This window comes from Streptococcus sp. 400_SSPC, from assembly GCF_001072745.1.
Classification (GTDB): Bacteria; Bacillota; Bacilli; order Lactobacillales; family Streptococcaceae; genus Streptococcus; species Streptococcus xiaochunlingii.
This window is the reverse complement of sequence record NZ_JVIQ01000055.1, coordinates 21,023-44,868: the sequence shown is the minus strand read 5'-3', so window position 1 is coordinate 44,868 and position 23,846 is coordinate 21,023. Positions and strand designations below refer to the sequence as shown.

20 protein-coding genes are annotated in these 23,846 nt (G+C 43.8%); 12 read left to right on the top strand and 8 right to left on the bottom strand.

Features of this window, described 5'->3' with window-relative positions; translation table 11 throughout:
• Window positions 1–190: 190 nt before the first annotated feature.
• Window positions 191–841 carry an alpha/beta fold hydrolase gene (locus tag ADH49_RS07210; protein WP_048691170.1) on the bottom strand — a complete coding sequence of 217 codons (651 nt, stop codon included), beginning with the start codon at window positions 839–841 and terminating at the stop codon, window positions 191–193.
• Complete coding sequence (pabB, locus tag ADH49_RS07205; RefSeq protein WP_048691168.1) at window positions 838–2,568, bottom strand: aminodeoxychorismate synthase component I; 1,731 nt, start codon at window positions 2,566–2,568, stop codon at window positions 838–840. Before pabB ends, ADH49_RS07210 begins: the two co-directional genes overlap by 4 nt.
• Window positions 2,569–2,688: 120 nt before the next feature.
• Between pabB and ADH49_RS07200 the strand changes: the two genes are divergently transcribed.
• The 4 genes from ADH49_RS07200 (at window position 2,689) to metF (ending at window position 8,920) form a co-directional block, all read left to right on the top strand.
• Window positions 2,689–3,729, top strand: coding sequence for an acyltransferase family protein (locus ADH49_RS07200; protein WP_048691166.1), 1,041 nt, complete (start codon window positions 2,689–2,691; stop codon window positions 3,727–3,729).
• A 114-nt stretch (window positions 3,730–3,843) separates the two neighbouring features.
• Window positions 3,844–5,451 (top strand): glycoside hydrolase family 13 protein, encoded by a 1,608-nt coding sequence (locus ADH49_RS07195; protein ID WP_048691163.1) that lies wholly within the window; start codon window positions 3,844–3,846, stop codon window positions 5,449–5,451.
• Between the two features lie 272 nt (window positions 5,452–5,723).
• Window positions 5,724–7,973 carry a 5-methyltetrahydropteroyltriglutamate--homocysteine S-methyltransferase gene (gene metE, locus ADH49_RS07190; RefSeq protein ID WP_048691161.1) on the top strand — a complete coding sequence of 750 codons (2,250 nt, stop codon included), beginning with the start codon at window positions 5,724–5,726 and terminating at the stop codon, window positions 7,971–7,973.
• A 71-nt stretch (window positions 7,974–8,044) separates the two neighbouring features.
• Window positions 8,045–8,920, top strand: coding sequence for a methylenetetrahydrofolate reductase [NAD(P)H] (metF, locus tag ADH49_RS07185; RefSeq protein ID WP_048691159.1), 876 nt, complete (start codon window positions 8,045–8,047; stop codon window positions 8,918–8,920).
• 365 nt (window positions 8,921–9,285) lie between these two features.
• Here the strand turns inward: metF and ADH49_RS07180 are convergent, their stop codons facing one another.
• The gene (locus tag ADH49_RS07180; protein ID WP_048691157.1) at window positions 9,286–10,257 is read right to left on the bottom strand and encodes a hypothetical protein; all 972 of its coding nucleotides are present in this window, start codon (window positions 10,255–10,257) and stop codon (window positions 9,286–9,288) included.
• A gap of 360 nt (window positions 10,258–10,617) precedes the next feature.
• On the opposite strand from ADH49_RS07180, the gene ADH49_RS07175 reads away from it, so the two are divergent.
• On the top strand, window positions 10,618–13,002 hold the full coding sequence (locus ADH49_RS07175) for a phosphoketolase family protein (protein ID WP_048691154.1): 2,385 nt from the start codon (window positions 10,618–10,620) through the stop codon (window positions 13,000–13,002).
• 108 nt (window positions 13,003–13,110) lie between these two features.
• On the opposite strand, the gene ADH49_RS07170 is transcribed toward ADH49_RS07175, so the two are convergent.
• The 3 genes from ADH49_RS07170 to ADH49_RS07160 are packed head-to-tail and all read right to left on the bottom strand — an operon-like array spanning window position 13,111 to window position 15,449.
• The gene (locus ADH49_RS07170; RefSeq protein ID WP_082161872.1) at window positions 13,111–13,527 is read right to left on the bottom strand and encodes a hypothetical protein; all 417 of its coding nucleotides are present in this window, start codon (window positions 13,525–13,527) and stop codon (window positions 13,111–13,113) included.
• Window positions 13,508–14,410 (bottom strand): phosphodiester glycosidase family protein, encoded by a 903-nt coding sequence (locus ADH49_RS07165; RefSeq protein WP_048691150.1) that lies wholly within the window; start codon window positions 14,408–14,410, stop codon window positions 13,508–13,510. Before ADH49_RS07165 ends, ADH49_RS07170 begins: the two co-directional genes overlap by 20 nt.
• Window positions 14,397–15,449 (bottom strand): bifunctional glycosyltransferase family 2/GtrA family protein, encoded by a 1,053-nt coding sequence (locus tag ADH49_RS07160; protein ID WP_048691148.1) that lies wholly within the window; start codon window positions 15,447–15,449, stop codon window positions 14,397–14,399. Before ADH49_RS07160 ends, ADH49_RS07165 begins: the two co-directional genes overlap by 14 nt.
• 278 nt (window positions 15,450–15,727) lie before the next feature.
• Here ADH49_RS07160 and rpsF point away from each other — a divergent pair, with 278 nt between their 5' ends.
• The 4 genes from rpsF (at window position 15,728) to ADH49_RS07140 (ending at window position 17,478) form a co-directional block, all read left to right on the top strand.
• Entirely contained in the window at window positions 15,728–16,018 is a 291-nt protein-coding gene (rpsF, locus tag ADH49_RS07155; RefSeq protein WP_006595679.1) for a 30S ribosomal protein S6, read from the top strand.
• Window positions 16,019–16,044: 26 nt separating this feature from the next.
• Entirely contained in the window at window positions 16,045–16,539 is a 495-nt protein-coding gene (locus ADH49_RS07150) for a single-stranded DNA-binding protein (RefSeq protein WP_006595680.1), read from the top strand.
• 41 nt (window positions 16,540–16,580) lie between these two features.
• Complete coding sequence (gene rpsR, locus ADH49_RS07145) at window positions 16,581–16,820, top strand: 30S ribosomal protein S18 (RefSeq protein ID WP_000068664.1); 240 nt, start codon at window positions 16,581–16,583, stop codon at window positions 16,818–16,820.
• Window positions 16,821–16,956: 136 nt separating this feature from the next.
• Window positions 16,957–17,478 (top strand): GNAT family N-acetyltransferase, encoded by a 522-nt coding sequence (locus tag ADH49_RS07140; protein WP_048691145.1) that lies wholly within the window; start codon window positions 16,957–16,959, stop codon window positions 17,476–17,478.
• 34 nt (window positions 17,479–17,512) lie between these two features.
• Here the strand turns inward: ADH49_RS07140 and ADH49_RS07135 are convergent, their stop codons facing one another.
• Window positions 17,513–18,187 (bottom strand): DUF1129 family protein, encoded by a 675-nt coding sequence (locus tag ADH49_RS07135; RefSeq protein WP_048691143.1) that lies wholly within the window; start codon window positions 18,185–18,187, stop codon window positions 17,513–17,515.
• 28 nt (window positions 18,188–18,215) lie between these two features.
• Entirely contained in the window at window positions 18,216–19,160 is a 945-nt protein-coding gene (locus ADH49_RS07130) for a magnesium transporter CorA family protein (protein WP_048691141.1), read from the bottom strand.
• A 121-nt stretch (window positions 19,161–19,281) separates the two neighbouring features.
• Here ADH49_RS07130 and uvrA point away from each other — a divergent pair, with 121 nt between their 5' ends.
• The 3 genes from uvrA to efp all read left to right on the top strand — a co-directional run bounded on the left by uvrA (window position 19,282) and on the right by efp (window position 23,817).
• Entirely contained in the window at window positions 19,282–22,107 is a 2,826-nt protein-coding gene (gene uvrA, locus ADH49_RS07125; RefSeq protein WP_048691138.1) for an excinuclease ABC subunit UvrA, read from the top strand.
• Entirely contained in the window at window positions 22,104–23,171 is a 1,068-nt protein-coding gene (locus ADH49_RS07120; protein ID WP_048691136.1) for a M24 family metallopeptidase, read from the top strand. The genes uvrA and ADH49_RS07120 overlap by 4 nt, the downstream gene beginning before the upstream one ends.
• A gap of 85 nt (window positions 23,172–23,256) precedes the next feature.
• Window positions 23,257–23,817: an elongation factor P gene (gene efp / locus ADH49_RS07115; RefSeq protein ID WP_006595686.1), complete on the top strand. Its 561-nt coding sequence runs from the start codon at window positions 23,257–23,259 to the stop codon at window positions 23,815–23,817.
• Window positions 23,818–23,846: the final 29 nt, after the last annotated feature.

Below are 23,846 nucleotides of genomic sequence, written 5' to 3'. Positions count from 1 at the left end.
AGCGAACTTCGAAGAAGTTCCATGACTTAGTTTTGGACCTAAGGTTCCAAAACTCCCGAGTGCCTGAAACAATTGTGTTTCAGGCACTTTTCTCACGGCGGAAAGCCTCTAGATATTCATGCATAACTTAAAAATATAAACATTTCTTGATTTTTTAAGTTATGTAACATGAAAAAATACGTTATCTACATTAAGAGGAACTGTTTTTTAAGCTAGCCTCTTCATTTTTAAATTCACCAACAAACTCCTTGATGGCTTCTGCAAGTTCATGGGGTTTCTGAGTATTGAGTAGATGGCCCCCGTCTGCGATTTCTAGATAGTGACCTTTAGGCAGGAGATTGGCCAACTTTTTAGAAGAAGCCTGATTGGCCCCATCCTTGCTGCCGCAAATCACTAAGCTAGGAAGAGGGCAAGTTTTAGCGGTATCGGTTAGATTGAGGCTTTTTAATTCGGTAAAGATTTGCAACATGTGCTGTTTATTGGCCCCCTGCTTTTCAAAGACATGTTTGGGAATCAGACGAAAAAGGAGAATTTGGAGCCTATAGAGGAGATTGGTGTTGAGTTTGTATTGCGTCCCTGAAAGCACCAAGCCCTTGAGTTGTGGCAAGTCTCGGCTGGAGAGATCGAGAGCGAGAACGCCTCCCAGTGAGAGTCCAACCAGAATAAAGGGCTCGCTTTCTTGCTGGAGGTGCTCCGTCAATCTTTCTTTGGCCTCTTGGTAGCTTTCGCTTGGATGGGAGAAAATAGCGAAAGATTCAGATTGCAAGGGGGAAAGTGCATCTTGGACCCCTTGCCAAGAGTGAGCATCCTGGCCTAGGCCATGTATAAAAATAAGTTTCATTCTGATTCCTCTCTAGTGAAATCGAGTGGATAGAGGCCACGCAGGGCATTACAGGCATAGACTTGGTCAGCGACTCCTAAATCCTTCAGCGTTAACAGTTTTTCTTCTACTTGTCCAGTTTCTAAGAGATGGCGGCGGTAAATCCCGTCGAGGATAGGGAGGTGAGCTGGTGGGGTATAGAGATTACCCTTGATTTCAAGGATGAGATTGCCAATTGTCGTTTCTAACAAGCTGCCATCAGGAAGATAGAAGATCTGCTCGTGATCTTTAGCTACTAGATGGGCTCGCTGGCTAGTCTTAAAATAAGTAAATGGCTTCGCTAAATCAAGCTTTTGCTCGGTCAGTTGAGCCTGCAGATAGCTAGCTGGCAAGTCCTTCAGTTCGGTGATAGCCAGCTGGAAGGACCCGTTTTTTTGCAAGGCAATCCGACAACGATAGTCAAGGTTGGAATCACAACGAGCAAGCTCTTCTTGAAGTTCTTTCAGGAGTTTTGGCTCATCATAAGGGTAGGCAAAGTAGCGGCTGGCCTCTCTCAAACGGGTCAGGTGTTGCTCCAGGAAGGTCAGTTTTCCTTGGTGGATGCGGCCGGTCGTCAGGAGCTCAAAACGAGGCTCTTGTCGGTAGAGGACTGCTGATTTTTGCTTGGTCTCTCGGTATTCACTTTCCCATTTGCTGTCCCAAGTGATGCCTCCACCTACGCCATAGATGGCTTGATGCCCTTGCATTTGGAGGGTTCGGATGGCCACATTAAAAATTCGTTTACCTTTTGGAAGAAGGATACCGATCGTTCCACAGTAGACGCCACGAGGAGCAACCTCTGTCTGTTGAATAATTTCCATAGTAGAAATCTTCGGTGCCCCTGTGATAGAACCACAAGGAAAGAGGGCCTGGAAGGTTTGGACTAGGTCGACTTCGGGGCGCAAGCGACTTTCAATGGTCGAGGTCATCTGCCAAACAGTAGAGTATTGCTCAACCTGGCAGAGACGGGTCACCTGCTCACTTCCAATTTCCGAAATCCGGTTCATGTCATTGCGGAGGAGATCGACAATCATCATGTTTTCTGCTCGATTTTTGGGATCAGCTTCTAGCCAAGCAGCCTCTTGAAGATCTGTTTGGTTGGTAAGCCCACGACGAGTCGTCCCCTTCATAGGGCGCGTGGTCAGTAGCCTGTCATCTTGTTTAAAAAAGAGCTCAGGACTAATAGAGAGGATGGACACATCATCGTGCTGAATGAAGGCATTGTAATGGGCCCTCTGTTCTACCACCAAGCGATTGTAGATGGCCAAAGGGTCAGCTTTTAGCTCTTGAGAAAGCTGGACAGTGTAGTTGACCTGATAGGTATCCCCTTGGCGGATGTGGTGCTGGATGGTCTCGATGGCTTTTTGATAAGCAGGCGCCTCTACCTCTTCCTGCCAATTGGCTGGAAGATCCACTGCCTCGTAGTCCTCTGGGAAAGGAAGGGTTTCTACTTTTTCGTGGATGGTGAAATAGAGGAGATACTCTCCCATGAGAGGTGCTGGGTGGACGGCTAATTTTTTCTCAAAAGCAGGAGCGGCTTCATAGCTGACATAGCCTACGGCATAAAAACCAGCTTCCTGATAGGCTTCCACCTCTCTCAGAAGAGTCTCTACTTGGTCAAGGTCTCTTGTTTTTAATTCCTTTAGCGGCTTGGTGAAAAGCTGTCGCAATCCAAGCTCTTTAAAATCAATAATTGTTTGTTTATGCATGCTTTGAGTATATCAAAAATAGAGGAAAAAAGGTAGATAAGGAGGCAAGGATTCCTTGCTTGGTCCTCTCTTTCATGCTAAAATAACCATAGAATCTGCATTTGGCGAAGGAGTAGGACCATGAAAAAGAATTCCCTCTATAACACTTCCAGTATTAGTCTTTTTCAATACCTCTTTGCGATTGCAGTGATTTTGGTGCATAGTGGTCGCTTAACTTCCTATGAGCCAGTGCATTTTGGCCTTAAGAGTATCCTTGGACGGCTAGCGGTGCCATTTTTTATCGTCTGTGCCAGCTTTTTCCTCAAGCCATCACTAAGAGATGCAAGGAAAATGAAGGCCTACCTGGTCAAAATCGTAAAAACCTATTTATTTTGGAGTTGTGTCTATCTTCCCTATGCCTGGGTCTTTTTTTCTAGTCTCCATCTCCCTGTCTATCTCTTTCCAGCAGGCGTTCTGATTGCTCTGCTCTATCTGGGAATGTGTTACCAACTCTGGTATATCCCTGCCTTTTTGCTGGGCCTGTTTTTGGTCAATCAATTGGTCAAACGCTTAGGTATGGTTTGGACGGGGGTGATCACCTTTCTTCTTTACTGCTGGGGCTTGATCGAGACCTATTCAGCTTATCTGGACACCACGAGTCTTCTCGAGGGTTACCAGCTCTACAGCAATTTATTTTTTACAGCTCGAAATGGTCTCTTTTACACGCCCATTTTTATCTTTATGGGTTACTATCTCTATGATCATTTTCATGCACAAACCTTTAGGGTTCACCGTTGGGAAAAGCTATCTCTCGCCTTTGGCTTGTTCTGTATGGAAGGCATCATCATTTTTCAACATGAAGGAATCGATAAGAACTTTTACTTGCTCCTTCCCTTTGTGACGGTCTATTTGGTTAATGCTTGTCTGCGATCGTCCTTTTTGAAAAGCTATGATTTACAGTACTTAAAGCAGATGAGCATGGCGCTTTATTTTTCGCATCCGATCTTTATCGAATGGGCTCGCTATGGCTTTAGCAATGTCCCGCTTTCTTATCCAGACAGGGGCAAGTTGATTTTTGTGACGGCCTTGTTGGGAAGTCATCTCTTTGGATTGGTCATGCTCTCTTATCACTCTTGGCAAAAAGAAAAGAAAAACAGAAGTCTTGAAAAGGAAGTTCTCTAGAGAGACTTTCTTTTTTATTTTAAGGGAGACTGATAGGTCAGCTGAGAGTTGCAATTCTTTTCCAGTTTGGTTATGATGTAAGGGATTACAAGTGAAACCAAAAAGGAGAAGCGCATGAAGAAAAAATGGTGGCATGATGCCGTGATTTATCAAATCTATCCCAAGAGTTTTTTAGATAGCAATGGAGATGGAATCGGTGACCTCAAGGGGATCATCAGTAAGCTGGATTATTTGGAGAAGTTAGGTATTACGGCCATTTGGCTGTCTCCTGTCTACCAAAGCCCTATGGATGATAATGGCTACGATATATCTGATTACGAGGATATTGCTTCCATCTTTGGCACCATGGAAGATATGGAAACATTGATTGCGGAGGGGCAAAAGCGCGGTATTAAGATGATCATGGATTTGGTGGTCAACCATACATCTGATGAGCATGCTTGGTTCATCGAGGCCAAGGAAAATCCAAACAGTCCAGAGCGAGACTACTATATTTGGAGGGACCGACCCAATGATCTTGTCTCTACCTTTAGTGGTTCAGCTTGGGAATTTGATCCGGCTTCCCAGCAGTATTATTTGCACTTCTTTAGTAAGAAGCAACCAGACCTGAATTGGGAAAATGAGACCCTTCGGCAGAAGATTTATGACATGATGAACTTTTGGATCGACAAGGGGATCGGTGGTTTTCGGATGGATGTCATCGACATGATTGGGAAAATTCCTGATCAGAAGATCGTAGCCAATGGTCCCATGCTCCACCCTTATCTGAAAGAAATGAATCGAGCGACTTTCGGGGATAAGGATTTGTTAACGGTCGGGGAGACCTGGGGAGCGACACCTGAGATTGCTAAGCAATACTCTGGTCCTGACAATGAAGAATTATCGATGGTCTTTCAATTTGAACACATTGGGCTTCTCTTCCAAGAGGGTCAGCCCAAATGGCACTATGCGAAGAAGCTTAATGTTCCTAAGTTGAAAGAAATCTTTAACAAGTGGCAGACGGAGCTGGGCATGGACGAAGGCTGGAACTCTCTCTTTTGGAACAACCATGACCTCCCTCGGATTGTTTCTGCCTGGGGAGATGACCAAGCCTATCGGGTGAAGTCCGCTAAGGCCCTAGCTATTCTTCTTCATTTGATGAGAGGGACACCTTATATCTACCAGGGGGAAGAGATTGGCATGACCAACTATCCTTTTAAGAGCCTGGACGAAATCGAAGATATTGAATCTATTAACTACGCCAAGGAAAGCCTCGAAAAGGGAGTGAATCTCGACACCATTATGGACCAGATCCGACATATTGGCCGGGACAATGCTCGAACCCCTATGCAGTGGTCCAAGCACCCACAGGCTGGTTTTACAACCGGTCACCCTTGGCTAGCTGTCAATCCAAACTATCAGGAAATCAATGTAGAAGCGGCTTTGGCTGATCCCTCATCCATTTTTTATACCTATCAACAATTGGTTGCCCTCCGTAAGGAGCAAGACTGGTTGATCTCGGCAGACTTTGAGCTACTGGATACAGTCGACCAGGTCTTTGCCTACCAACGAGTAGATGGGAATCAACGCTATTTGATTGTGGTCAATTTGTCTAGTCAAGTTCAGAGCTTTGAACTGGAGGAAGACTATCAGGAGGTCCTCATTAGCAATACCAATGTAGAGCAGGTCAAACAGACAAAAGTATTGGAACCTTGGGATGCTTTTTGTGTGCAACTAACTTGAGCATAAGTTCCTACAAAAAAAGAAGCGGATAGCTTCTTTTTTTGTTTTAGAGGGGACGAGGACTGTCCAATGGGAGGGGGGCAGTCTGTCTGGTAGAAGCCTTATAGTTATTTTTTATAAGGACTATTAGTTCTGGTCAATGGCAAGCGGCGAAAACCCTTGATCTATAAGGTTATAGCTTCTGGCTATACCATAAACCATTGAAAAGCAATTATACAGAAGGGGCTTCTTCTGATAAGATAGACTCAACTTGAATTTTTGGAGGACAAAACATGTCAACTACAATCATCGGATTCCCTCGTTTGGGTGAATTCCGCGAACTAAAATTTACAACTGAGAAATATTTTAGAAACGAAATTACAGCTGAAGATTTGTTGGATGCTGCAAAAGAATTGCGTGCCAAACACTGGAACATTGTCAAAGAAAAAGGCATTACTGAAATCCCATCAAATGACTTTTCACATTATGACAACTTCCTAGATGCAGCCTTCCTTTTCAACGTGGTTCCTGCATCGGTTCAAAACTTGGACTTGTCTGACCTTGAACGCTACTTCGCCTTGGCGCGTGGTTACCAGGGAGAAAAAGGGGATGTGCGTGCTCTTCCAATGAAGAAATGGTTCAACACTAACTACCACTATATCGTTCCAAAATTTGAAAAAACAACAGAAGTCAAATTGGCTGGTCACAAGATTTTTGATGAGTACCAAGAAGCCAAAGAATTGGGTCTCGATACTCGTCCGGTTGTGGTTGGGCCATTCACTTTCCTTCAATTATCAGACTTCGAAGAAGGCGTAAAAGCAGAAGACTTCGTGGATAGCTTAGTGGCTGCTTACCAAGATGTTTTTGCTAAATTGGCTGAACTTGGTGCAACTCGTATCCAACTCGACGAAGCTGCTCTTGTCAAAGACTTGACAGAAGAAGAAAAAGCCTTCTTCTTGAACATCTACAACAAGCTATTGGCTGACAAAAAAGGTCTTGAAGTCTTGCTTCAAACTTACTTTGGTGATGTTCGTGATGTCTACAATGACCTTGTGAACTTGCCAGTAGATGCGATTGGTTTGGACTTTGTGGAAGGGAAGAAAACTCTTGAACTCGTCAAAGGTGGCTTCCCAGCTGATAAGACTCTTTATGCAGGTATTGTCAATGGTAAGAACATCTGGCGCAACAACTACGAAGCAAGCTTGGAAATCTTGAAACAAGTACCAGCTGAAAACATTGTTTTGACAACTTCTTGCTCACTGCTTCATGTGCCATTTACAACTGCCAATGAAGACTTTGAACCAGCTATCTTGAACCACTTTGCTTTTGCAGTTGAAAAATTGGAAGAACTTCGTGACTTGGATGCTATCCGCAATGGTCAAGGTGAAGCAGCTCTTGCAGCAAACAAAGAACTCTTTGCGACTGAACGTGTCGGAGCAAATGCGGAACTTCGTGCGCGTATCGCTGGATTGACTGATGCAGACTACACTCGTTTGCCAGCTTTTGCTGAACGTGAAGCAATCCAAGAAGATGCCTTCAAACTTCCAGCCCTTCCAACAACAACCATCGGATCCTTCCCTCAAACGAAAGAAGTTCGTGCGAAACGTTTGGCCTTCCGTAAGGGTGAATTGTCACAAGAAGAATACGATGCCTTCCTTGCTGAAACCATCGACGAATGGATCAAATGGCAAGAAGAAGTTGGATTTGACGTGCTTGTACACGGTGAATTCGAGCGGAATGACATGGTTGAGTACTTCGGTCAAAACTTGTCCGGTTACCTCTTCTCTAAGAATGGTTGGGTACAATCATACGGTATGCGTGGGGTGAAACCACCAATCATCTGGGGGGATGTGACTCGTCTCAACCCAATCACTGTCAAATGGTCTAGCTACGCACAAAGCCGTACGGACAAACCTGTAAAAGGTATGTTGACTGGACCTGTTACCATCCTTAACTGGTCATTCCCACGTGAAGACATCTCTATCAAGGATTCTACTCTTCAAATCGCTCTTGCGATCAAGGATGAAGTTCTTGACCTTGAAGCTGCAGGCGTGAAGATTATCCAAATCGACGAGGCTGCTCTTCGTGAGAAATTGCCACTCCGTCGTAGTGACTGGTACGAAGACTACCTTGACTGGGCTATTCCAGCCTTCCGCTTAGTACACTCAACCGTAGCACCAGACACACAAATCCACACGCACATGTGTTACTCAGAATTTACAGATATCATCCCAGCGATCGACAACATGGATGCAGACGTCATCTCATTTGAGGCAAGCCGTTCAAACCTTGAAATCTTGGACGAACTCAAAGCGAAAAACTTCCAAACAGAAGTTGGACCTGGGGTTTACGATATCCACTCACCTCGTGTGCCTAACGAAGGCGAAATCGATCACACCATCGAAGCTATCCTTGCCAAAGTACCAAGCAGAAAAGTTTGGATCAACCCTGACTGTGGTTTGAAAACACGTGGAATTAAAGAAACAAAAGAAAGCTTGATCCGTCTTGTAGAAGCGGCAAAAGCTGCTCGTAAAGCGCTATAAAGCAAGTAGAAATTCCTAAGCTTGCTCGATAGCAAAAAAAGAATTGCTCAATCAAGAAAGGAATACATTTGATGACTAAGCAAACACCGTCGCTCTCCTTTGAGGTTTTCCCTCCAAACCCAGCAGTAGGCAATGACAAAATTATTGCAGCCCTAAAAGATATGCAGGGCTTGGCTCCCCACTTCATCAGTGTGACTGCCAGCAATAATAAATTTAATATCAAAGAGACGACGGTTCGTTTGGCAGACTATATCCAAAATGACTTGGAGATTCCGACCATTGCTCACTTGCCAGCTATCTACCTAACTAAGGATAAGGTGGCTGAGACTATTGCAGATTTGGATAAGGTTGGGGTTCAGAAAATCTTGGCTCTTCGTGGAGATATCATTCCGGGTGTTGAGCCTCAAAAGGATTTTCGTTACGCCACAGACTTGATTGAGTTCATCAAGGAGCAAGCTCCTCACTTTGATATTGTTGGCGCTTGCTACCCAGAAGGGCACCCTGACTCTCCAAATCAGATCTCGGATATTCAAAATCTCAAGAAGAAAGTGGACGCAGGCTGCTCCAGTCTCGTAACGCAACTTTTCTTTGACAATGAGCGTTTCTATGATTTCCAAGACAAGTGTACCTTGGCAGGTATTGATGTTCCAATTCATGCGGGAATCATGCCGATTCTTAACCGTAACCAAGCTCTTCGTCTACTGAAGACTTGTGAGAACATTCATCTCCCACGTAAGTTTAAGGCTATCTTGGACAAGTATGAGAATGACCCTGAATCTCTCAGAGCAGCAGGACTTGCCTATACTGTAGACCAAATCGTGGATTTGGTTACTCAAGATGTAGCAGGAATTCATCTATACACGATGAATAATGCAGAAGTAGCTCATCAAGTGTATAAGGCTACGGAAGCTCTCTTCCACCACAAAACCAAATTTGAAGTGAGTTGAGAAATCAAAAAATAGGGAGAAGAACAGAGGGAATTCAAAAGTACCCTCTTGCTCCTCTCCCTTTTGATTTTTTTGTTTAAGAAAAATACATGCGAAGATACACTTTTTTATAGTAATCCTAAAAATCGGAAGCTTAGATCTTGTTTGACAGGCTGACATCACGATTTACGATGCACCAAATCTAGATTATCTCTTCTATTTCTTCGCGACCAACCTAGTGACAGATGTCTATAAAAATGGTAAAAAAGTGATTTGATCCTCTCGTTTCAAACGTGACCTAAATAGTAAAAATCCCCTCATCAACTGATTCTGATGAGGGGATTTTAGTGCTTAGAACAGTATTTCCAAAGGGAGTTGGAAAATCTTTAAATGCCAACTTTGACATCTGGGAATCTCTCAGACACCTGTGCAAAAAGAGTGTAGAGTTGTTCTTCAGCGTTCTTCCTATTCTTAATGGATAGGCGGTGCTGTTTCTTTGGTTTGTCCTTGCGGATGTAGCACAATTGGAAGATCGAGCGAGCAATCCCTGATTGACGAACTCGAGTGACATGTAAGTATAGTTGTTGAACCTCTCGTAAATCAATCGTTTGCGTTCCTTTGAAATAGGTGATCAAATGATTCTTGTACAAGATAACTTTTAAGTCTTGATTGTAGTAGCTGGCTCCATCAGACAGGCGGGACAGATCTCCTTGGAGTTCGGGATAGTTTTGGTGGAGTTCCTGATAGGAAGCAATGGTCCGTTTCCGAACGGAGAAGCTGGCTACGACCATTATGATAGAAAGTCCAGCAAGAGCAGCTGAACCAATCAAGAGGAATAAGGAGTCTTTGTTGTACTCTGTAAGGCTTAAGTAATAGCTGGTCGTCATATTAAGGGACACGACAGAAGTCGGGTCGAGAAGGGAATGGATGTAGTCGCTATAGCCGACAAGGCGACCGTTACGAGACGTATTTTTGCTATCCTTTGCCAAAGGGGCCAATTGCGTTCCCTTTAGTTGATAAGGTTTGGTCAGCAGTTCCCCATTTTTTGCCTTATCAACGATTTCTTTAATCGTCGCATCGTCTTTTTTGGCTTCGATCCCTGCAAATTTACCATCATTTTGGTTATCATATTGGACGATATAGAGGACGTGGCCGTTGTCCACAGTTCCGACAGGTTCTTGTGTAATATCATAGACTTGCATCGTTACAGGATCCCCAGACTTTTCTGCCTTCGCAAAGCTAGTAGAAGGGTTCTGGCGTCCCATCCATAATGAAAATACTAATCCTGCGAATGCAAGAAAGACAAGGGCAAGCACCAGACCTGAAACAAATCCTTTGTTAGGTTTTTCCTTCATCATAACGATCTCCTTTAGTTTGATATCTAAAGTATATCATGAAAGGTTTTATGTGACAAGGGAATTTATAGATAGCTGATTTCAAAGGCTTTTTGAGAGGTTTAAGCAAAAACTTGTTTGTAAAATGATTGAAAAATGCTTTGATTTTAAAAGAGATTTGCAACTTTTTATAAAAAACTATATTTTTTTTAATTTTTTCTATATACAAAAAGCTAAATTATTGATAGAATAGAAAAGAATTGAATTAAATTTGGTTCGCGTTCGTTCTGTCTTAATATGAATGAAACAGAATGTTTATAACCTAAATACTTGCACTGGATTCTAATTCATCAGAATCATAGCTAGAATTTGAGAGGAGACAATATGACTGTTGATTTTAACAGCAAAGCTTACTTGGATAAAGTGGATGCGTGGTGGCGTGCAGCCAACTACATTTCGGCTGCTCAAATGTACTTGAAAGACAACCCATTGTTGAAACGTGAAGTGGTTGAAAACGACTTGAAGGCTCACCCAATCGGACACTGGGGAACTGTACCAGGACAAAACTTTATCTATGCTCACTTGAACCGTGCCATCAACAAATACGACTTGGATATGTTCTACATTGAAGGACCAGGTCATGGTGGACAAGTAATGGTGTCCAACTCTTACTTAGATGGTTCGTACACAGAATTGAATCCAAACATCCCACAAAATGAAGAAGGATTTAAACACCTATGTAAAATCTTCTCATTCCCAGGAGGGATTGCATCTCACGCGGCACCTGAAACTCCAGGATCTATCCACGAAGGTGGAGAACTTGGTTATGCTCTTTCTCACGCAGCTGGAGCTGTTTTAGATAATCCAGATGTGATTGCTGCAACCGTAATCGGTGATGGTGAAGGAGAAACTGGTCCATTGATGGCTGGTTGGTTGGCTAATACCTTCTTGAACCCAGTTAACGATGGTGCTGTTCTTCCAATCTTCTACCTCAACGGTGGGAAAATCCACAACCCAACAATCTTCGAACGCAAAACAGACGAAGAATTGGCCCTTTTCTTTGAAGGTCTTGGATGGAAACCAATCTTTGCAGACGTAACCGCTATTTCTGACGACCACGAAGCAGCTCATGCTTTGTTTGCAGAAAAATTAGACGAAGCGATTGAAGAAATCAAGAAAGTCCAAGCAGAAGCTCGTAAAGGTTCTGCAGAAGAAGCAACTCAACCAGTATACCCTGTCTTGATTGCTCGTATTCCTAAAGGTTGGACTGGACCAAAAGCTTGGGAAGGTACACCAATCGAGGGTGGATTCCGTGCGCACCAAGTTCCAATCCCAGTAGATGCTCACCATATGGAGCATGTGGATGCTCTTCTTTCATGGTTGGAATCATATCGTCCAGCTGAATTGTTCGACGAAACTGGTAAATTGCTTCCTGAAATTGCTGAAATTGCACCAAAAGGTGACCGTCGCATGGCTATGAACCCAATCACAAACGCAGGTGTCATTAAACCAATGGACACTGCTGATTGGAAGAAACATGCCTTCAAGATCGAAACACCAGGTGCTATCATGGCCCAAGATATGATCGAGTTTGGTAAGTATGCGGCAGATCTTGTGGATGCGAACCCACATAACTTCCGTATCTTTGGACCAGATGAAACTAAATCAAACCGTCTTCAAGAAGTCTTCACTCGTACAAGCCGTCAATGGTTAGGACGTACGAAACCAGACTACGATGAAGCTTTGAGCCCTGCTGGACGTGTCATTGACTCTCAATTGTCAGAGCACCAAGCAGAAGGTATGCTGGAAGGATATGTCTTGACAGGTCGTCATGGCTTCTTCGCTTCTTACGAATCATTCCTTCGTGTCGTAGACTCTATGATTACTCAACACTTTAAATGGTTGCGTAAATCTAAGACTCACACGACATGGCGTAAAAACTACCCTGCCTTAAACTTGATTGCGACTTCAACTGTTTTCCAACAAGACCACAATGGCTACACTCACCAAGATCCAGGTATCTTGACTCACTTGGCAGAAAAAACTCCAGAATACATCCGTGAGTACTTGCCAGCAGATACGAATACGTTGCTTGCGGTGATGGACCAAGCCTTCAAGGCAGAAGATATGATTAACTTGATCGTTTCTTCTAAACACCCACGTCCTCAATTCTACTCAGCTGATGAAGCAGAGGAATTGGTTCGTGAAGGATACAAGGTGATCGATTGGGCATCAACTGTGTCAGCAGATGAAGATCCAGATCTTGTCATTGCAGCTGCAGGTACAGAGCCAAACCTTGAAGCTCTTGCTGCCATCACAATCTTGCACAAGGCCTTCCCAGAATTGAAGATCCGCTTTGTCAATGTGGTAGATATCTTGAAATTGCGTCACCCATCCGTTGATGCGCGTGGACTTTCAGATGAAGAGTTCGATAAAGTCTTCACAACTGATAAACCAGTAATCTTTGCCTTCCATGGTTACGAAGGCATGATCCGTGACATCTTCTTTAACCGTCACAATCACAACTTGCGTGTGCATGGTTACCGTGAAAACGGAGATATCACAACACCATTCGATATGCGTGTGATGTCTGAATTGGATCGCTTCCACTTGGCACAAGATGCAGCCAATGCAGCTCTTGGAGCAGAAGCAGCTGAATTCGCAGCTCAAATGGACGAAACAATTGCCTTCCACAATGCTTACATCCGTGAACATGGTGATGATATTCCAGAAGTACACAACTGGAAATGGGAAAACGTAAATAAATAAGTTTATTCCAAAAGAAATCAGAAGTTATTCTGGTTTCTTTTTTGATAGATAGTATTGTAAAAAATCTAAAAGCTCTTATCCATAATAATTGGATAAGAGCTTTCAATATTAAGTACTTAACTTTGTTTTTTCCACCCAGACACTGCGGACTAAGAAGAGGCTGATGAGGGCAAGGGCTAGGAAAAACCCTGCGACATAATAGTAGGGTTGGTCGAGAGTTGTTGAGCGACCAGAGAGGTTGACAATGCCTCGATAGAGAGCCCCCGCAGTTGCCGTGGCAACTGCTGAGTTCCAAAGATTAAGAGTGATTCGAGAAAGGCCTTTTACCACTAGTTGCAGAGTCACTAGCAAGGTACCGCCAATCAAAGGGATCAAGAAGAGATAGTGCATGAAGGCAGAGGTTTCCCCAAAACTAAAGTGTTCGTAGATGCGACTCCCGATGAAGAAGAAAGATGAAGTCAGAGTGTACCATAGGATGGTCTTTTTCAACCGTTGTTTGATAGGATTAGTAACCGATGTAGACAATGTCACTCACCGCCCTTTCTGAGATAGTACCATTTGTAGTTGGTTTGTTAATAACTTGGCCATTGAAGTAGAGGGTAGAAGATCCACCACCATCCAGGTTGTAGGCTGTTTTAACGCCATACGATTTCATCACTTCCGCTAATTGGTAGAGAGAAAGCCCTTCACTCTCTGAAGTCCGGCCGTCCGAGACGACAATGATGTAGTGGTTTTCATCGATGATCCCAATGGCGGTACGTGGATTAGAGGCCATGGATTGACCAACCTCTGAATTGGTATCGACAGTTATTTCTCCATCTTCAACTAAGGAAGGACCGAAAGCGAGGAGATTGACGACGCCATCTTCGACTAATTGATCGGCAGAGATTTCATCTTCGTAGATAATTTTGAAGGAACCATCCTTGTAAATGGCTAAGTCGCCATTGCTAGAGTCTTCACGAACCGTATCGCGATAAACCACTCCGTTTCGGATGACATAGCCGGTGCTATTGGCTCCGTAGTAGTCTCCATTGACGGCTAGAAAGGCATTATTCTCAGCTGCAGTGACAGAGGTCTTAGCCGTCACGTTTGTTCCATAGGTATTTTGGGCTAGAGCCGTCTTGAGATAGTCTGAGGAGCTAACCCTAATATCTGCAATGTAAACCTGGGTGTTTTCAACTGTTTTTTCTGTCAAGTTTACCTGGATATTGTCATCGGAGTAACTGGTATCTGTAGTGGTAGCAGTTGCTGCAGCTTTTTTGGCCGCCGTGGTATCCGATGTGGTCGCACTAACGGTTTGGATGGCATCTGATAAGACGAAGGTCTTAAGCATAGAATAGCTGAAGGAGCTTGTTAGCAGGATACCAAAACAAGCAGCATAGGTATAAGATTTTTTAAAGAATTTCATGAGTAGGTGCAGTCCTTTCCTTGAAAATAATTTTTTTTTGAATCAGCCATGAGACGACGAAAAGCAAGAGTCCGACGAGCACTTTGCTGAGGAGCAAATGGAGACCGAAGCTTGTATAGAAGAGTCGAATCAAGAGGGTATCGAGAATAAAGAGTCCAATCGCAAGTCCCAAGTAACCACTTCCGGTTCGAGCCACGCTGTCTTTGTTCTTAAAGACTAGACGTTTGTTGGTCGAGTAGTTAAAGATGGAGCTGGCCACACGAGCAATCCCGTTTGCAAGGAGGATCCGAAGGCTAATCGGCACAGCCATCATCACGAAAAGGAAGAAGGCGTAGACCAGATAGTCAACGATAAAGCTACTCAGGGAGGAGAGGGCAAACTTGAACATGTCCTTGTAGATCATGAGACCGTCTCGAACAGGACGGAAGTGGGACCCTTCATTGTCATTGATATAGACTGTTTCGATCGGAACTTCCAAGATGGGGAAGGATTTACTAGCTGCGAGGAGAACATTCATTTCGTACTCATACCGTAGTCCATCAATTTCTAACATAAAGGGAATCATGTTGGTTGTAAAGGCTCGAAGGCCAGTCTGGGTATCTGTCACAGCGACCCCTGTTTGTTGCTTGAATAAGAAGCGGGTCAATTTATTTCCGAATGCAGAACGCAAGGGAACCTTTCCTGAAAAGGCGCGTGCCCCTAGAATCAATTGATTCGGATTATCTTGCGACTGGTTGGCCACGCGGAAGATATCCCAAACCTTATGTTGGCCATCGGCATCGGCAGTGATGACTGTTCCGTATTGCCCTTGCTCTTGAATGTAGGTGTAGGCTGTTTTGAGAGCCCCTCCTTTTCCAAGGTTCACTTCGTGGTGAAGGACTGTAGCTAATCCGTCTAATTTTTCAAAAATAGCCTGGCACTCCTCAGAACTACCATCGTCCACAACGATAATGGAGAAGTCACATTTTTCTCTCAGTTTTTTCACCAGTTTGAGAAGTTTTTGATCGGGTTGATAAGCGGGGATGACTAAATAATTCATAACCGTTCCTCGTTTCTTGTTTGTGATGAAGGTAGTATAACGGCCCTTTCTTAAAGCTAACTGATATCAGTTTTCTTTAAGGAAAGGAGGAGATTTCCTTGCTGTATAAAAACTAGAGAAAATAATAGAAGAAAAATAAATCTTCTCGAAAAGTATCAAGGGAAGGTATTTTTACTTGCCATCTATCCTAAAGTCTGGTATAATAGTTTCTTGTGAGCAAACCTCACTTACCCCTTGCAAAGGCTTGGGGTCATTAGACCAAAAGGAGGAACATATCAATGGCTAAATACGAAATTCTTTATATTATTCGTCCAAACATTGAAGAAGAAGCTAAAAACGCTTTGGTAGCACGCTTTGACTCTATCTTGACTGACAACGGTGCAACTGTTGTTGAATCAAAAGATTGGGAAAAACGTCGTCTTGCATACGAAATCCAAGATTTCCGTGAAGGACTTTACCACATCGTAAACGTTGAAGCGAACGACGATGCAGCTCTTAACGAGTTCGACCGTCTTTCAAAAATCAACGGTGACATTCTTCGTCACATGATCGTAAAAGTTGACGCGTAAGCCCTAACGAATAAAGAAGGTGACTAATGATTAACAATGTTGTACTTGTAGGTCGTATGACTCGAGATGCTGAACTTCGTTATACCCCTCAAAATCAGGCTGTTGCGACATTCTCACTCGCTGTTAACCGTAATTTTAAAAACCAAAATGGTGAACGAGATGCGGACTTTATCAACTGTGTGATTTGGCGTCAACAAGCTGAAAATTTAGCAAATTGGGCTAAAAAGGGTGCCTTAGTTGGGATTACAGGTCGTATCCAGACTCGTAATTATGAGAATCAGCAAGGTCAACGTGTTTATGTCACTGAAGTCGTAGCGGACAGCTTCCAATTGTTGGAAAGCCGCGCGAATCGTGAAGGACAAGCTGGTGGAGGCTATGCTTCAGCTGGAGGATTTGCAGGAAATGCAGCTCCAAGCTTTGGAGGATCTGAACCATCGAATGCAACACCAAACTTTGGACGTGATGACAATCCATTCGGAGCTAATCCAATGGACATCTCGGATGACGATCTACCATTCTAAGAATGGGTTTAACGAATTAAAACTATAAAGGAGAAATAAACATGGCTCAACAACGTCGTGGCGGATTCAAACGCCGTAAAAAAGTTGATTACATCGCAGCAAACAAAATTGAATATGTTGATTACAAAGATACTGAGCTTCTTAGCCGTTTCGTTTCAGAACGTGGGAAAATCCTTCCTCGTCGTGTAACTGGAACTTCAGCGAAGAACCAACGTAAAGTAACAACAGCTATCAAACGCGCTCGCGTAATGGCTTTGATGCCTTTCGTAAACGAAGATTAAAGAAAAGACCCTTACGGGTCTTTTTTTCACGAGCTTAGAAATGTGATAGCGAGTTGAGGTTCGGGTGGACCTCTTTGACCTTTCCCTAGCTCTAATCGTGTTATAATGTGGGAAGAAATGTATCAAGGAGGGAACTATGAAGGAAGGTGTAATCATCAGGAGGATGATAAAGGCAGATATTGAGCAAATCTCTCAAGCCTTTATCCACCAAGGGTGGCCGGGTAGAAAGGATATCTTGACCAGCTATTTTCAGGATCAGGAGAATGGAGAAAGGGACGTATTAGTAGCTGAGTCGGATGGATTTGTGGCAGGTTATATCACTATATTGCCTGATGCCAAGCACGGTCCTTTCGTGGGAGTCTATCCTGAACTAACTGATTTTAATGTTTTTGAGCCATTTAGAAATCGAGGAATTGGGAATCAACTCTTAGAAGAGGCGGAAAAAAGAGTCTGGCTACTTTCAGAGATTGTGACTTTAGGGGTTGGTTTACACTCGGGTTATGGCCCGGCTCAAAGACTGTATGTTAAACGGGGCTATATCCCAGATGGATCTGGGGTTTGGTTTAGGGATCAGCCCTTGAACCCTTACAGTTCTTGTGAAAACAATGATGACTTAGTCCTCTATTTTTCAAAAAGGTTGAACAAGGACATGCAGTAAAACAAAAACGGATGAAGTGTTCATCCGTTTCTTTTTAGCGTCGTTGAGGTGCTGTATTGGCACTCTTGATATTGTATTTTTTCTTCAAATAGTAGCGAAGGAGAAGAGCCCCACCACCGAGTAAGAGCATGAACCAGTTCGGTACACGAGGGTTGAGGAATTGTGGAAGAAGAGCAGTGACCATGAGAATCACAACCCAAAGGATCATGGCTAACATTAGGATAGGAAGTGACTTGGTTAAAGCAGGCCGTTTCATTCCACGTTTAGAAACTTCGTAGTATTGGTAGAAGTAGTAATACATCAAATAGAGCACAACCCCACCAGCCAAGCTACCAAGAGTTAAAGTGAGAAGTCCATAAGTGGTTCCCTGAGGTGCAAAAAGGTTCATGAAGGCTGAAATGGCAGCAAAAAGACCAAAGACGAGAAGGAAAGAATCCGTAATCATGAGAAGAGGAGTATCATTTTCTTTTGGATGCTCTTTTTCGTAGCGTTCCTTATCACTAAAAGCATTGGCCCAAACAGTTGGCGCTCCAAAGAGAGTTCGCGCCGTTACTCCTTTTGGTTGGTTTTCAAAGATAGTTGGAAGAATTTCTTCAATCAGGCTAGTAGCCTCTTCTTCTGTTTTGCCGTTTTCAATCAATTGGTGTTTAGCGATGCGAATGAATTCTTGATTTTTTTTACTTAATTGGGTCAAATCAAATTGAGACATAAATACTCCTTAGTGTTATTAGTAGGTGTTAGAACCATTTTTTATGGATGAGGTAGACAACGAGCGATCCGGTCATGGCAAAGGCGATAAAGATAATGAGCCAAAAAGCATTAGCTTCTCCATTGAGGGGTAGGTCATTGTTCTTGAAGTTCATCCCATAGGCCGAGAAAATCATAGTTGGGATGGACATGACGATGGTCACCATGGCCAAGGTCTTCATGATATTATTCTGGTTGTTGGAGATGATCGATGCGAAGGTATCAGTCATAGAGTGGAGAATGTTTCCATAAATATCCGCCATCTCAATGGCCTGTTGGGTCTCGATCAAGGTATCTTCCAACAGATCCTCATCTTCCAGGTATTTCTTAATGTTGCTAGTGGCACTGGTCAATTTCTTGATCACGCGCTCATTGGTTTTCAGAGAGGCCTTGAAGTAGACAATGGTCTTTTCCAACTCCATCAGTTCAATCAACTCTTCATTACGCGTTGATTTGTGCAATTGACTCTCGATCTGTTCGCTCTTACGATCCAAGGTACGAAGCGCAGTCAAATAAAGTTCAGCATTGCGATAAAGGATCTGGAAGATGAAGCGCGACCGCATGAAAGTATAAAAATTCCGCAAGCGACGATTGATAAAGGTATCTAGGAGAGGCAACTCTTCCAAGCAAGTAGTGATGATGGCCTCTTCTGTTAGGATGATTCCCAAAGGGATAGTGACATAGTAGGTCTGATTGTTCCGCTCTTCCTTGATGGGAACGTCTACGATAATCAAGGTATACTCATCTTCGATGGTCATACGAGACATTTCTTCCGCATCGAGTGGTGCCCGTAAGTCGGCAATGTCGATACCGAAAGCAGATGCGATTTCCATTGATTCACTTTGGGAAGGGTTGACAAGGTTGATCCAGCTACCGGGTTCCAGTGTCTCTATTTCTTTAAATTCAGTTGTGGTTGATAAAAAGACCTGTTTCATGGTGCCTCCCCTTGTTTTTTTACACCTTAACATTATAACAGAAAAAGCACGCTTTTGGATAAAAGAATGCTGAAAAATTTGATATAATGAAGGATAAATAAATTGATGAAAAGTGGAAGAAATGCTCGATAAAATTGTCATTCATGGAGCGCGTGCTCATAATTTAAAAAATATTGATGTTGAAATCCCTCGAGATAAGCTAGTGGTGGTCACTGGTCTATCAGGTTCTGGGAAATCGAGCTTAGCCTTTGACACTCTCTATGCGGAAGGGCAAAGACGTTATGTAGAGAGTCTGTCAGCCTATGCTCGTCAGTTTTTAGGAAATATGGAAAAACCCGATGTGGACTCGATTGATGGCCTAAGTCCAGCCATTTCTATTGACCAAAAAACAACCAGCAAAAATCCGCGGTCAACAGTTGGAACGACAACTGAAATCAACGATTACTTACGTCTTTTATATGCTCGTGTGGGGACTCCATACTGTATCAATGGCCATGGAGCGATTACCGCTTCTTCAGTCGAGCAGATTGTTGACCAAGTTTTGGAACTGCCAGAGCGCCAACGCCTGCAAATCTTAGCGCCCATTGTTCGCAAGAAAAAAGGCCAGCATAAGAATATCATCGAAAAGGTGCAAAAAGACGGCTATGTCCGGGTGCGTGTGGATGGCGAAATCTTTGATGTGACAGAGGTCCCAGAATTATCCAAAAGCCAACAGCACACCATCGAGGTTGTCGTAGACCGGATTGTCATCAAAGACGGCATTCGTTCTCGTCTCTTTGATTCGGTAGAAGCTGCCCTTCGAATTGCGGATGGCTACGTGGTCATCGATACCATGGACGATAATGAACTGCTTTTTTCAGAGCACTACGCTTGCCCGGTTTGTGGCTTTACCGTCCCTGAGTTGGAACCTCGTCTCTTTTCATTTAATGCCCCCTTTGGCTCTTGTCCAGATTGTGATGGACTAGGGATCAAGCTAGAGGTGGACTTGGATTTGGTTGTTCCAGATGCTAGTAAGACTCTCCGTGAAGGAGCGCTGGCACCCTGGAATCCAATTTCTTCTAACTACTATCCTCAGATGTTGGAGCAGGCAATGATCCAGTTTGGGATTGATATGGACAAGCCATTTGAAGACTTGTCTCCAGAAGACCGCCACTTGGTTTTTTATGGTTCTGAGGGCAAGGAATTCCATTTCCATTATGAGAATGATTTTGGTGGGGTTCGAGATATTGACATTCCTTTTGAAGGGGTCGTCACCAACATCAATCGCCGCTACCATGAAACGTCTAGTGACTTCACCCGTAATCAGATGTTGTCCTACATGAATGAATTAACTTGTGCTACATGCCATGGTTATCGCTTGAATGACCAGGCCTTGTCTGTCCGGGTAGGAGGAGAGAAGGGGCTCCATATCGGGCGAATCTCTGACTTGTCTATTGAGGACCATCTTAAGGTGATAGCTGATCTCAAATTAACCAAGAATGAGGAGACCATTGCTCGTCCGATTCTCAAAGAGGTGAAAGATCGCTTGAGCTTCCTGAACAATGTTGGTTTGAGCTATCTGACCCTATCTCGCTCAGCCGGGACTCTATCTGGGGGAGAGAGTCAGCGGATTCGCTTAGCTACCCAGATTGGCTCCAATCTCTCAGGTGTCCTCTATATCTTGGATGAGCCTTCGATTGGTCTCCATCAAAGGGACAATGACCGCTTGATTGCCAGCCTTAAAAAGATGCGTGATTTAGGCAATACCTTGATCGTCGTCGAACACGATGAGGATACGATGAGAGAGGCTGATTACCTGATCGACGTCGGTCCAGGAGCCGGTGTCTTTGGAGGCGAGATTGTTGCGGCTGGAACACCTAAGCAGGTAGCCCGCAATAGCAAATCCATCACCGGTCAGTACCTCTCTGGAAAACGGGCTATCCCCGTACCAACGGAACGGCGGGTAGGTAACGGTCGCTTTATCGAGCTAACAGGGGCTGCTGAAAATAACTTAAAAGAGGTGACAGCGCGTTTCCCGCTGGGTAAATTCATTGCTGTTACTGGCGTTTCTGGCTCAGGGAAGTCCACCTTGGTCAACAGTATTTTGAAAAAAACGCTGGCGCAAAAATTGAACCGCAATTCAGAGAAACCCGGGAAATACAAAACCATTTCAGGTGTCGAGCACATTGATCGACTGATTGATATCGACCAAAGTCCGATTGGCCGCACTCCACGCTCCAATCCAGCTACCTATACAGGTGTATTTGACGACATTCGCGATCTCTTTGCTCAAACCAATGAAGCCAAGATTAGAGGCTACAAAAAAGGCCGCTTTAGTTTCAACGTCAAGGGGGGCCGGTGTGAGGCTTGTTCGGGAGATGGCATCATTAAGATTGAGATGCATTTCCTACCGGACGTCTATGTACCGTGTGAAGTCTGCCATGGGCGACGCTACAACAGTGAAACCCTAGAAGTTCACTATAAAGAAAAGAACATCTCCCAGATTTTGGACATGACTGTCAATGATGCAGTGGATTTCTTTAAACATATTCCAAAGATTAATCGCAAGTTGCAGACGATCAAGGATGTCGGCTTGGGCTATGTGACCCTGGGACAGCCGGCAACGACACTTTCAGGAGGAGAAGCCCAGCGGATGAAGTTGGCTTCTGAGCTTCATAAGCGTTCGACAGGTAAGTCTTTTTATATTTTGGATGAGCCGACAACAGGACTTCATACAGAGGATATCTCTCGTTTGCTCAAGGTTTTGGAACGGTTTGTGGATGATGGCAATACCGTTTTGGTTATTGAGCACAACTTAGATGTCATTAAGACAGCGGACCATATCATCGACTTAGGACCAGAAGGTGGTGTCGGTGGTGGTACCATTATTGCGACAGGAACACCAGAAGAAGTAGCCAGCAACCCAGCTAGCTTTACAGGACAGTATTTGAAAGGGAAATTACAATGAACCAACGAATTACAAATCTACGAACTAAAATGAAGGCACAGGATCTAAAAGCTGTCCTCATTAACAACTTGAAAAATGTCTACTATTTGACAGGTTTCTGGGGATCAAATGGGACTGTTTTGGTGACAGAAGAGCGCGTGGTCCTCTTCACCGATTCGCGCTATACCATTCATGCCCATGCGACTTGTTTCCCCTTTGTTGAGATTGTTGAAACCCGCAATGAATTGGAAGAAGCAGCAAAAATTGTCAAAGACGCAGCGATCCAAGAACTTGGCTTTGAGGATGAGATCACAGTTGCCTACCATACCCGTCTAGCGACCGCTTTCTCAGGAGTCGCTCTAAGAGCCTTGTCTGATTTTGTAATGGAGTTTCGTTTGATTAAAGATGAGACAGAAGTAGCAACCATCCGCAAGGCTTGCAGTATTTCAGATCAAGCCTTCCTAGATGTGCTGGAGTTTATCAAGGTTGGCCAAACAACAGAATTAGAAGCGGCGACCTTCCTCGATTTCAGAATGCGGGAATTGGGAGCGTCAGGTGTATCCTTTGATATCATATCCGCTGCGGGAGAGCGCTCTGCTATGCCCCATGCGACTCCAAGTGATCGCATCATCTCTGCTGGGGATGCCTTGACCTTGGACTTTGGCTGTCTTTACAACCATTACGTCAGTGATATGACCCGGACCATTTATGCAGGTCATGTCAGCGACAAGGAAAGAGAAATCTACGAAACGGTCTTGAAAGCCAACCAAGCTCTCATTTCTGAAGCCAAGGCTGGACTCGGTTTCCGTGAGTTTGATAAAATTCCTCGAGACATTATCGAGGCGGCAGGATACGGCCAGTACTTTACTCATGGAATTGGACATGGTATTGGCTTGGACATCCATGAAGAGCCTTATTTCAGTCAAACTTCCAAAGAAGTTATCAAGGCCGGCATGGTCTTGACAGATGAGCCAGGGATCTACATTGAAGGCCTATCTGGTGTCCGGATTGAAGATGATCTCCTGATTACGGAAACCGGTTGTGAAGTCTTGACCTTGGCACCGAAAGAATTGATTGTGATCTAAGGAAATTTGCAGAGACAGATTTGAGAAATCTGAGCATTTGTGATAAAATAAAGAGTAATATATTTTTAAAAAGAGGTATGAAAACATGATTGAAGCAAGTAAGTTGAAAGCTGGTATGACCTTTGAAACAGCTGATGGAAAATTGATTCGCGTTTTGGAAGCTAGCCACCACAAACCAGGTAAAGGAAACACCATCATGCGTATGAAATTGCGTGATGTTCGTACTGGTTCAACTTTTGATACAAGCTACCGTCCAGAAGAAAAATTTGAGCAAGCTATTATTGAAACTGTACCAGCTCAATACTTGTATAAAATGGATGATACAGCTTACTTCATGAATACTGAAACATACGACCAATATGAAATTCCTGTTGTCAATGTTGAGAACGAATTGCTTTACATCCTTGAAAACTCAGAAGTGAAAATCCAATTCTACGGAAGTGAAGTGATTGGGGTGACGGTTCCTACAACTGTTGAATTGACAGTTGCTGAAACTCAACCATCTATTAAAGGTGCTACAGTGACAGGTTCTGGTAAACCAGCTACAATGGAAACAGGTCTTGTGGTAAACGTTCCAGACTTCATCGAAGCAGGACAAAAATTGATTATCAATACAGCTGAAGGAACTTACGTTTCTCGTGCCTAATCAGCTCTAAAATAGGTCTGATAGAAAGG

Coding starts and splice junctions, on each gene's coding strand:
- ADH49_RS07210 (WP_048691170.1), bottom strand. CDS start 841: ATGAAACTTATTTTTATACATGGCCTAGGCCAGGATGCTCACTCTTGG.
- pabB (WP_048691168.1), bottom strand. CDS start 2,568: ATGCATAAACAAACAATTATTGATTTTAAAGAGCTTGGATTGCGACAG.
- ADH49_RS07200 (WP_048691166.1), top strand. CDS start 2,689: ATGAAAAAGAATTCCCTCTATAACACTTCCAGTATTAGTCTTTTTCAA.
- ADH49_RS07195 (WP_048691163.1), top strand. CDS start 3,844: ATGAAGAAAAAATGGTGGCATGATGCCGTGATTTATCAAATCTATCCC.
- metE (WP_048691161.1), top strand. CDS start 5,724: ATGTCAACTACAATCATCGGATTCCCTCGTTTGGGTGAATTCCGCGAA.
- metF (WP_048691159.1), top strand. CDS start 8,045: ATGACTAAGCAAACACCGTCGCTCTCCTTTGAGGTTTTCCCTCCAAAC.
- ADH49_RS07180 (WP_048691157.1), bottom strand. CDS start 10,257: ATGATGAAGGAAAAACCTAACAAAGGATTTGTTTCAGGTCTGGTGCTT.
- ADH49_RS07175 (WP_048691154.1), top strand. CDS start 10,618: ATGACTGTTGATTTTAACAGCAAAGCTTACTTGGATAAAGTGGATGCG.
- ADH49_RS07165 (WP_048691150.1), bottom strand. CDS start 14,410: ATGAAATTCTTTAAAAAATCTTATACCTATGCTGCTTGTTTTGGTATC.
- ADH49_RS07160 (WP_048691148.1), bottom strand. CDS start 15,449: ATGAATTATTTAGTCATCCCCGCTTATCAACCCGATCAAAAACTTCTC.
- rpsF (WP_006595679.1), top strand. CDS start 15,728: ATGGCTAAATACGAAATTCTTTATATTATTCGTCCAAACATTGAAGAA.
- ADH49_RS07150 (WP_006595680.1), top strand. CDS start 16,045: ATGATTAACAATGTTGTACTTGTAGGTCGTATGACTCGAGATGCTGAA.
- rpsR (WP_000068664.1), top strand. CDS start 16,581: ATGGCTCAACAACGTCGTGGCGGATTCAAACGCCGTAAAAAAGTTGAT.
- ADH49_RS07140 (WP_048691145.1), top strand. CDS start 16,957: ATGAAGGAAGGTGTAATCATCAGGAGGATGATAAAGGCAGATATTGAG.
- ADH49_RS07135 (WP_048691143.1), bottom strand. CDS start 18,187: ATGTCTCAATTTGATTTGACCCAATTAAGTAAAAAAAATCAAGAATTC.
- ADH49_RS07130 (WP_048691141.1), bottom strand. CDS start 19,160: ATGAAACAGGTCTTTTTATCAACCACAACTGAATTTAAAGAAATAGAG.
- uvrA (WP_048691138.1), top strand. CDS start 19,282: ATGCTCGATAAAATTGTCATTCATGGAGCGCGTGCTCATAATTTAAAA.
- ADH49_RS07120 (WP_048691136.1), top strand. CDS start 22,104: ATGAACCAACGAATTACAAATCTACGAACTAAAATGAAGGCACAGGAT.
- efp (WP_006595686.1), top strand. CDS start 23,257: ATGATTGAAGCAAGTAAGTTGAAAGCTGGTATGACCTTTGAAACAGCT.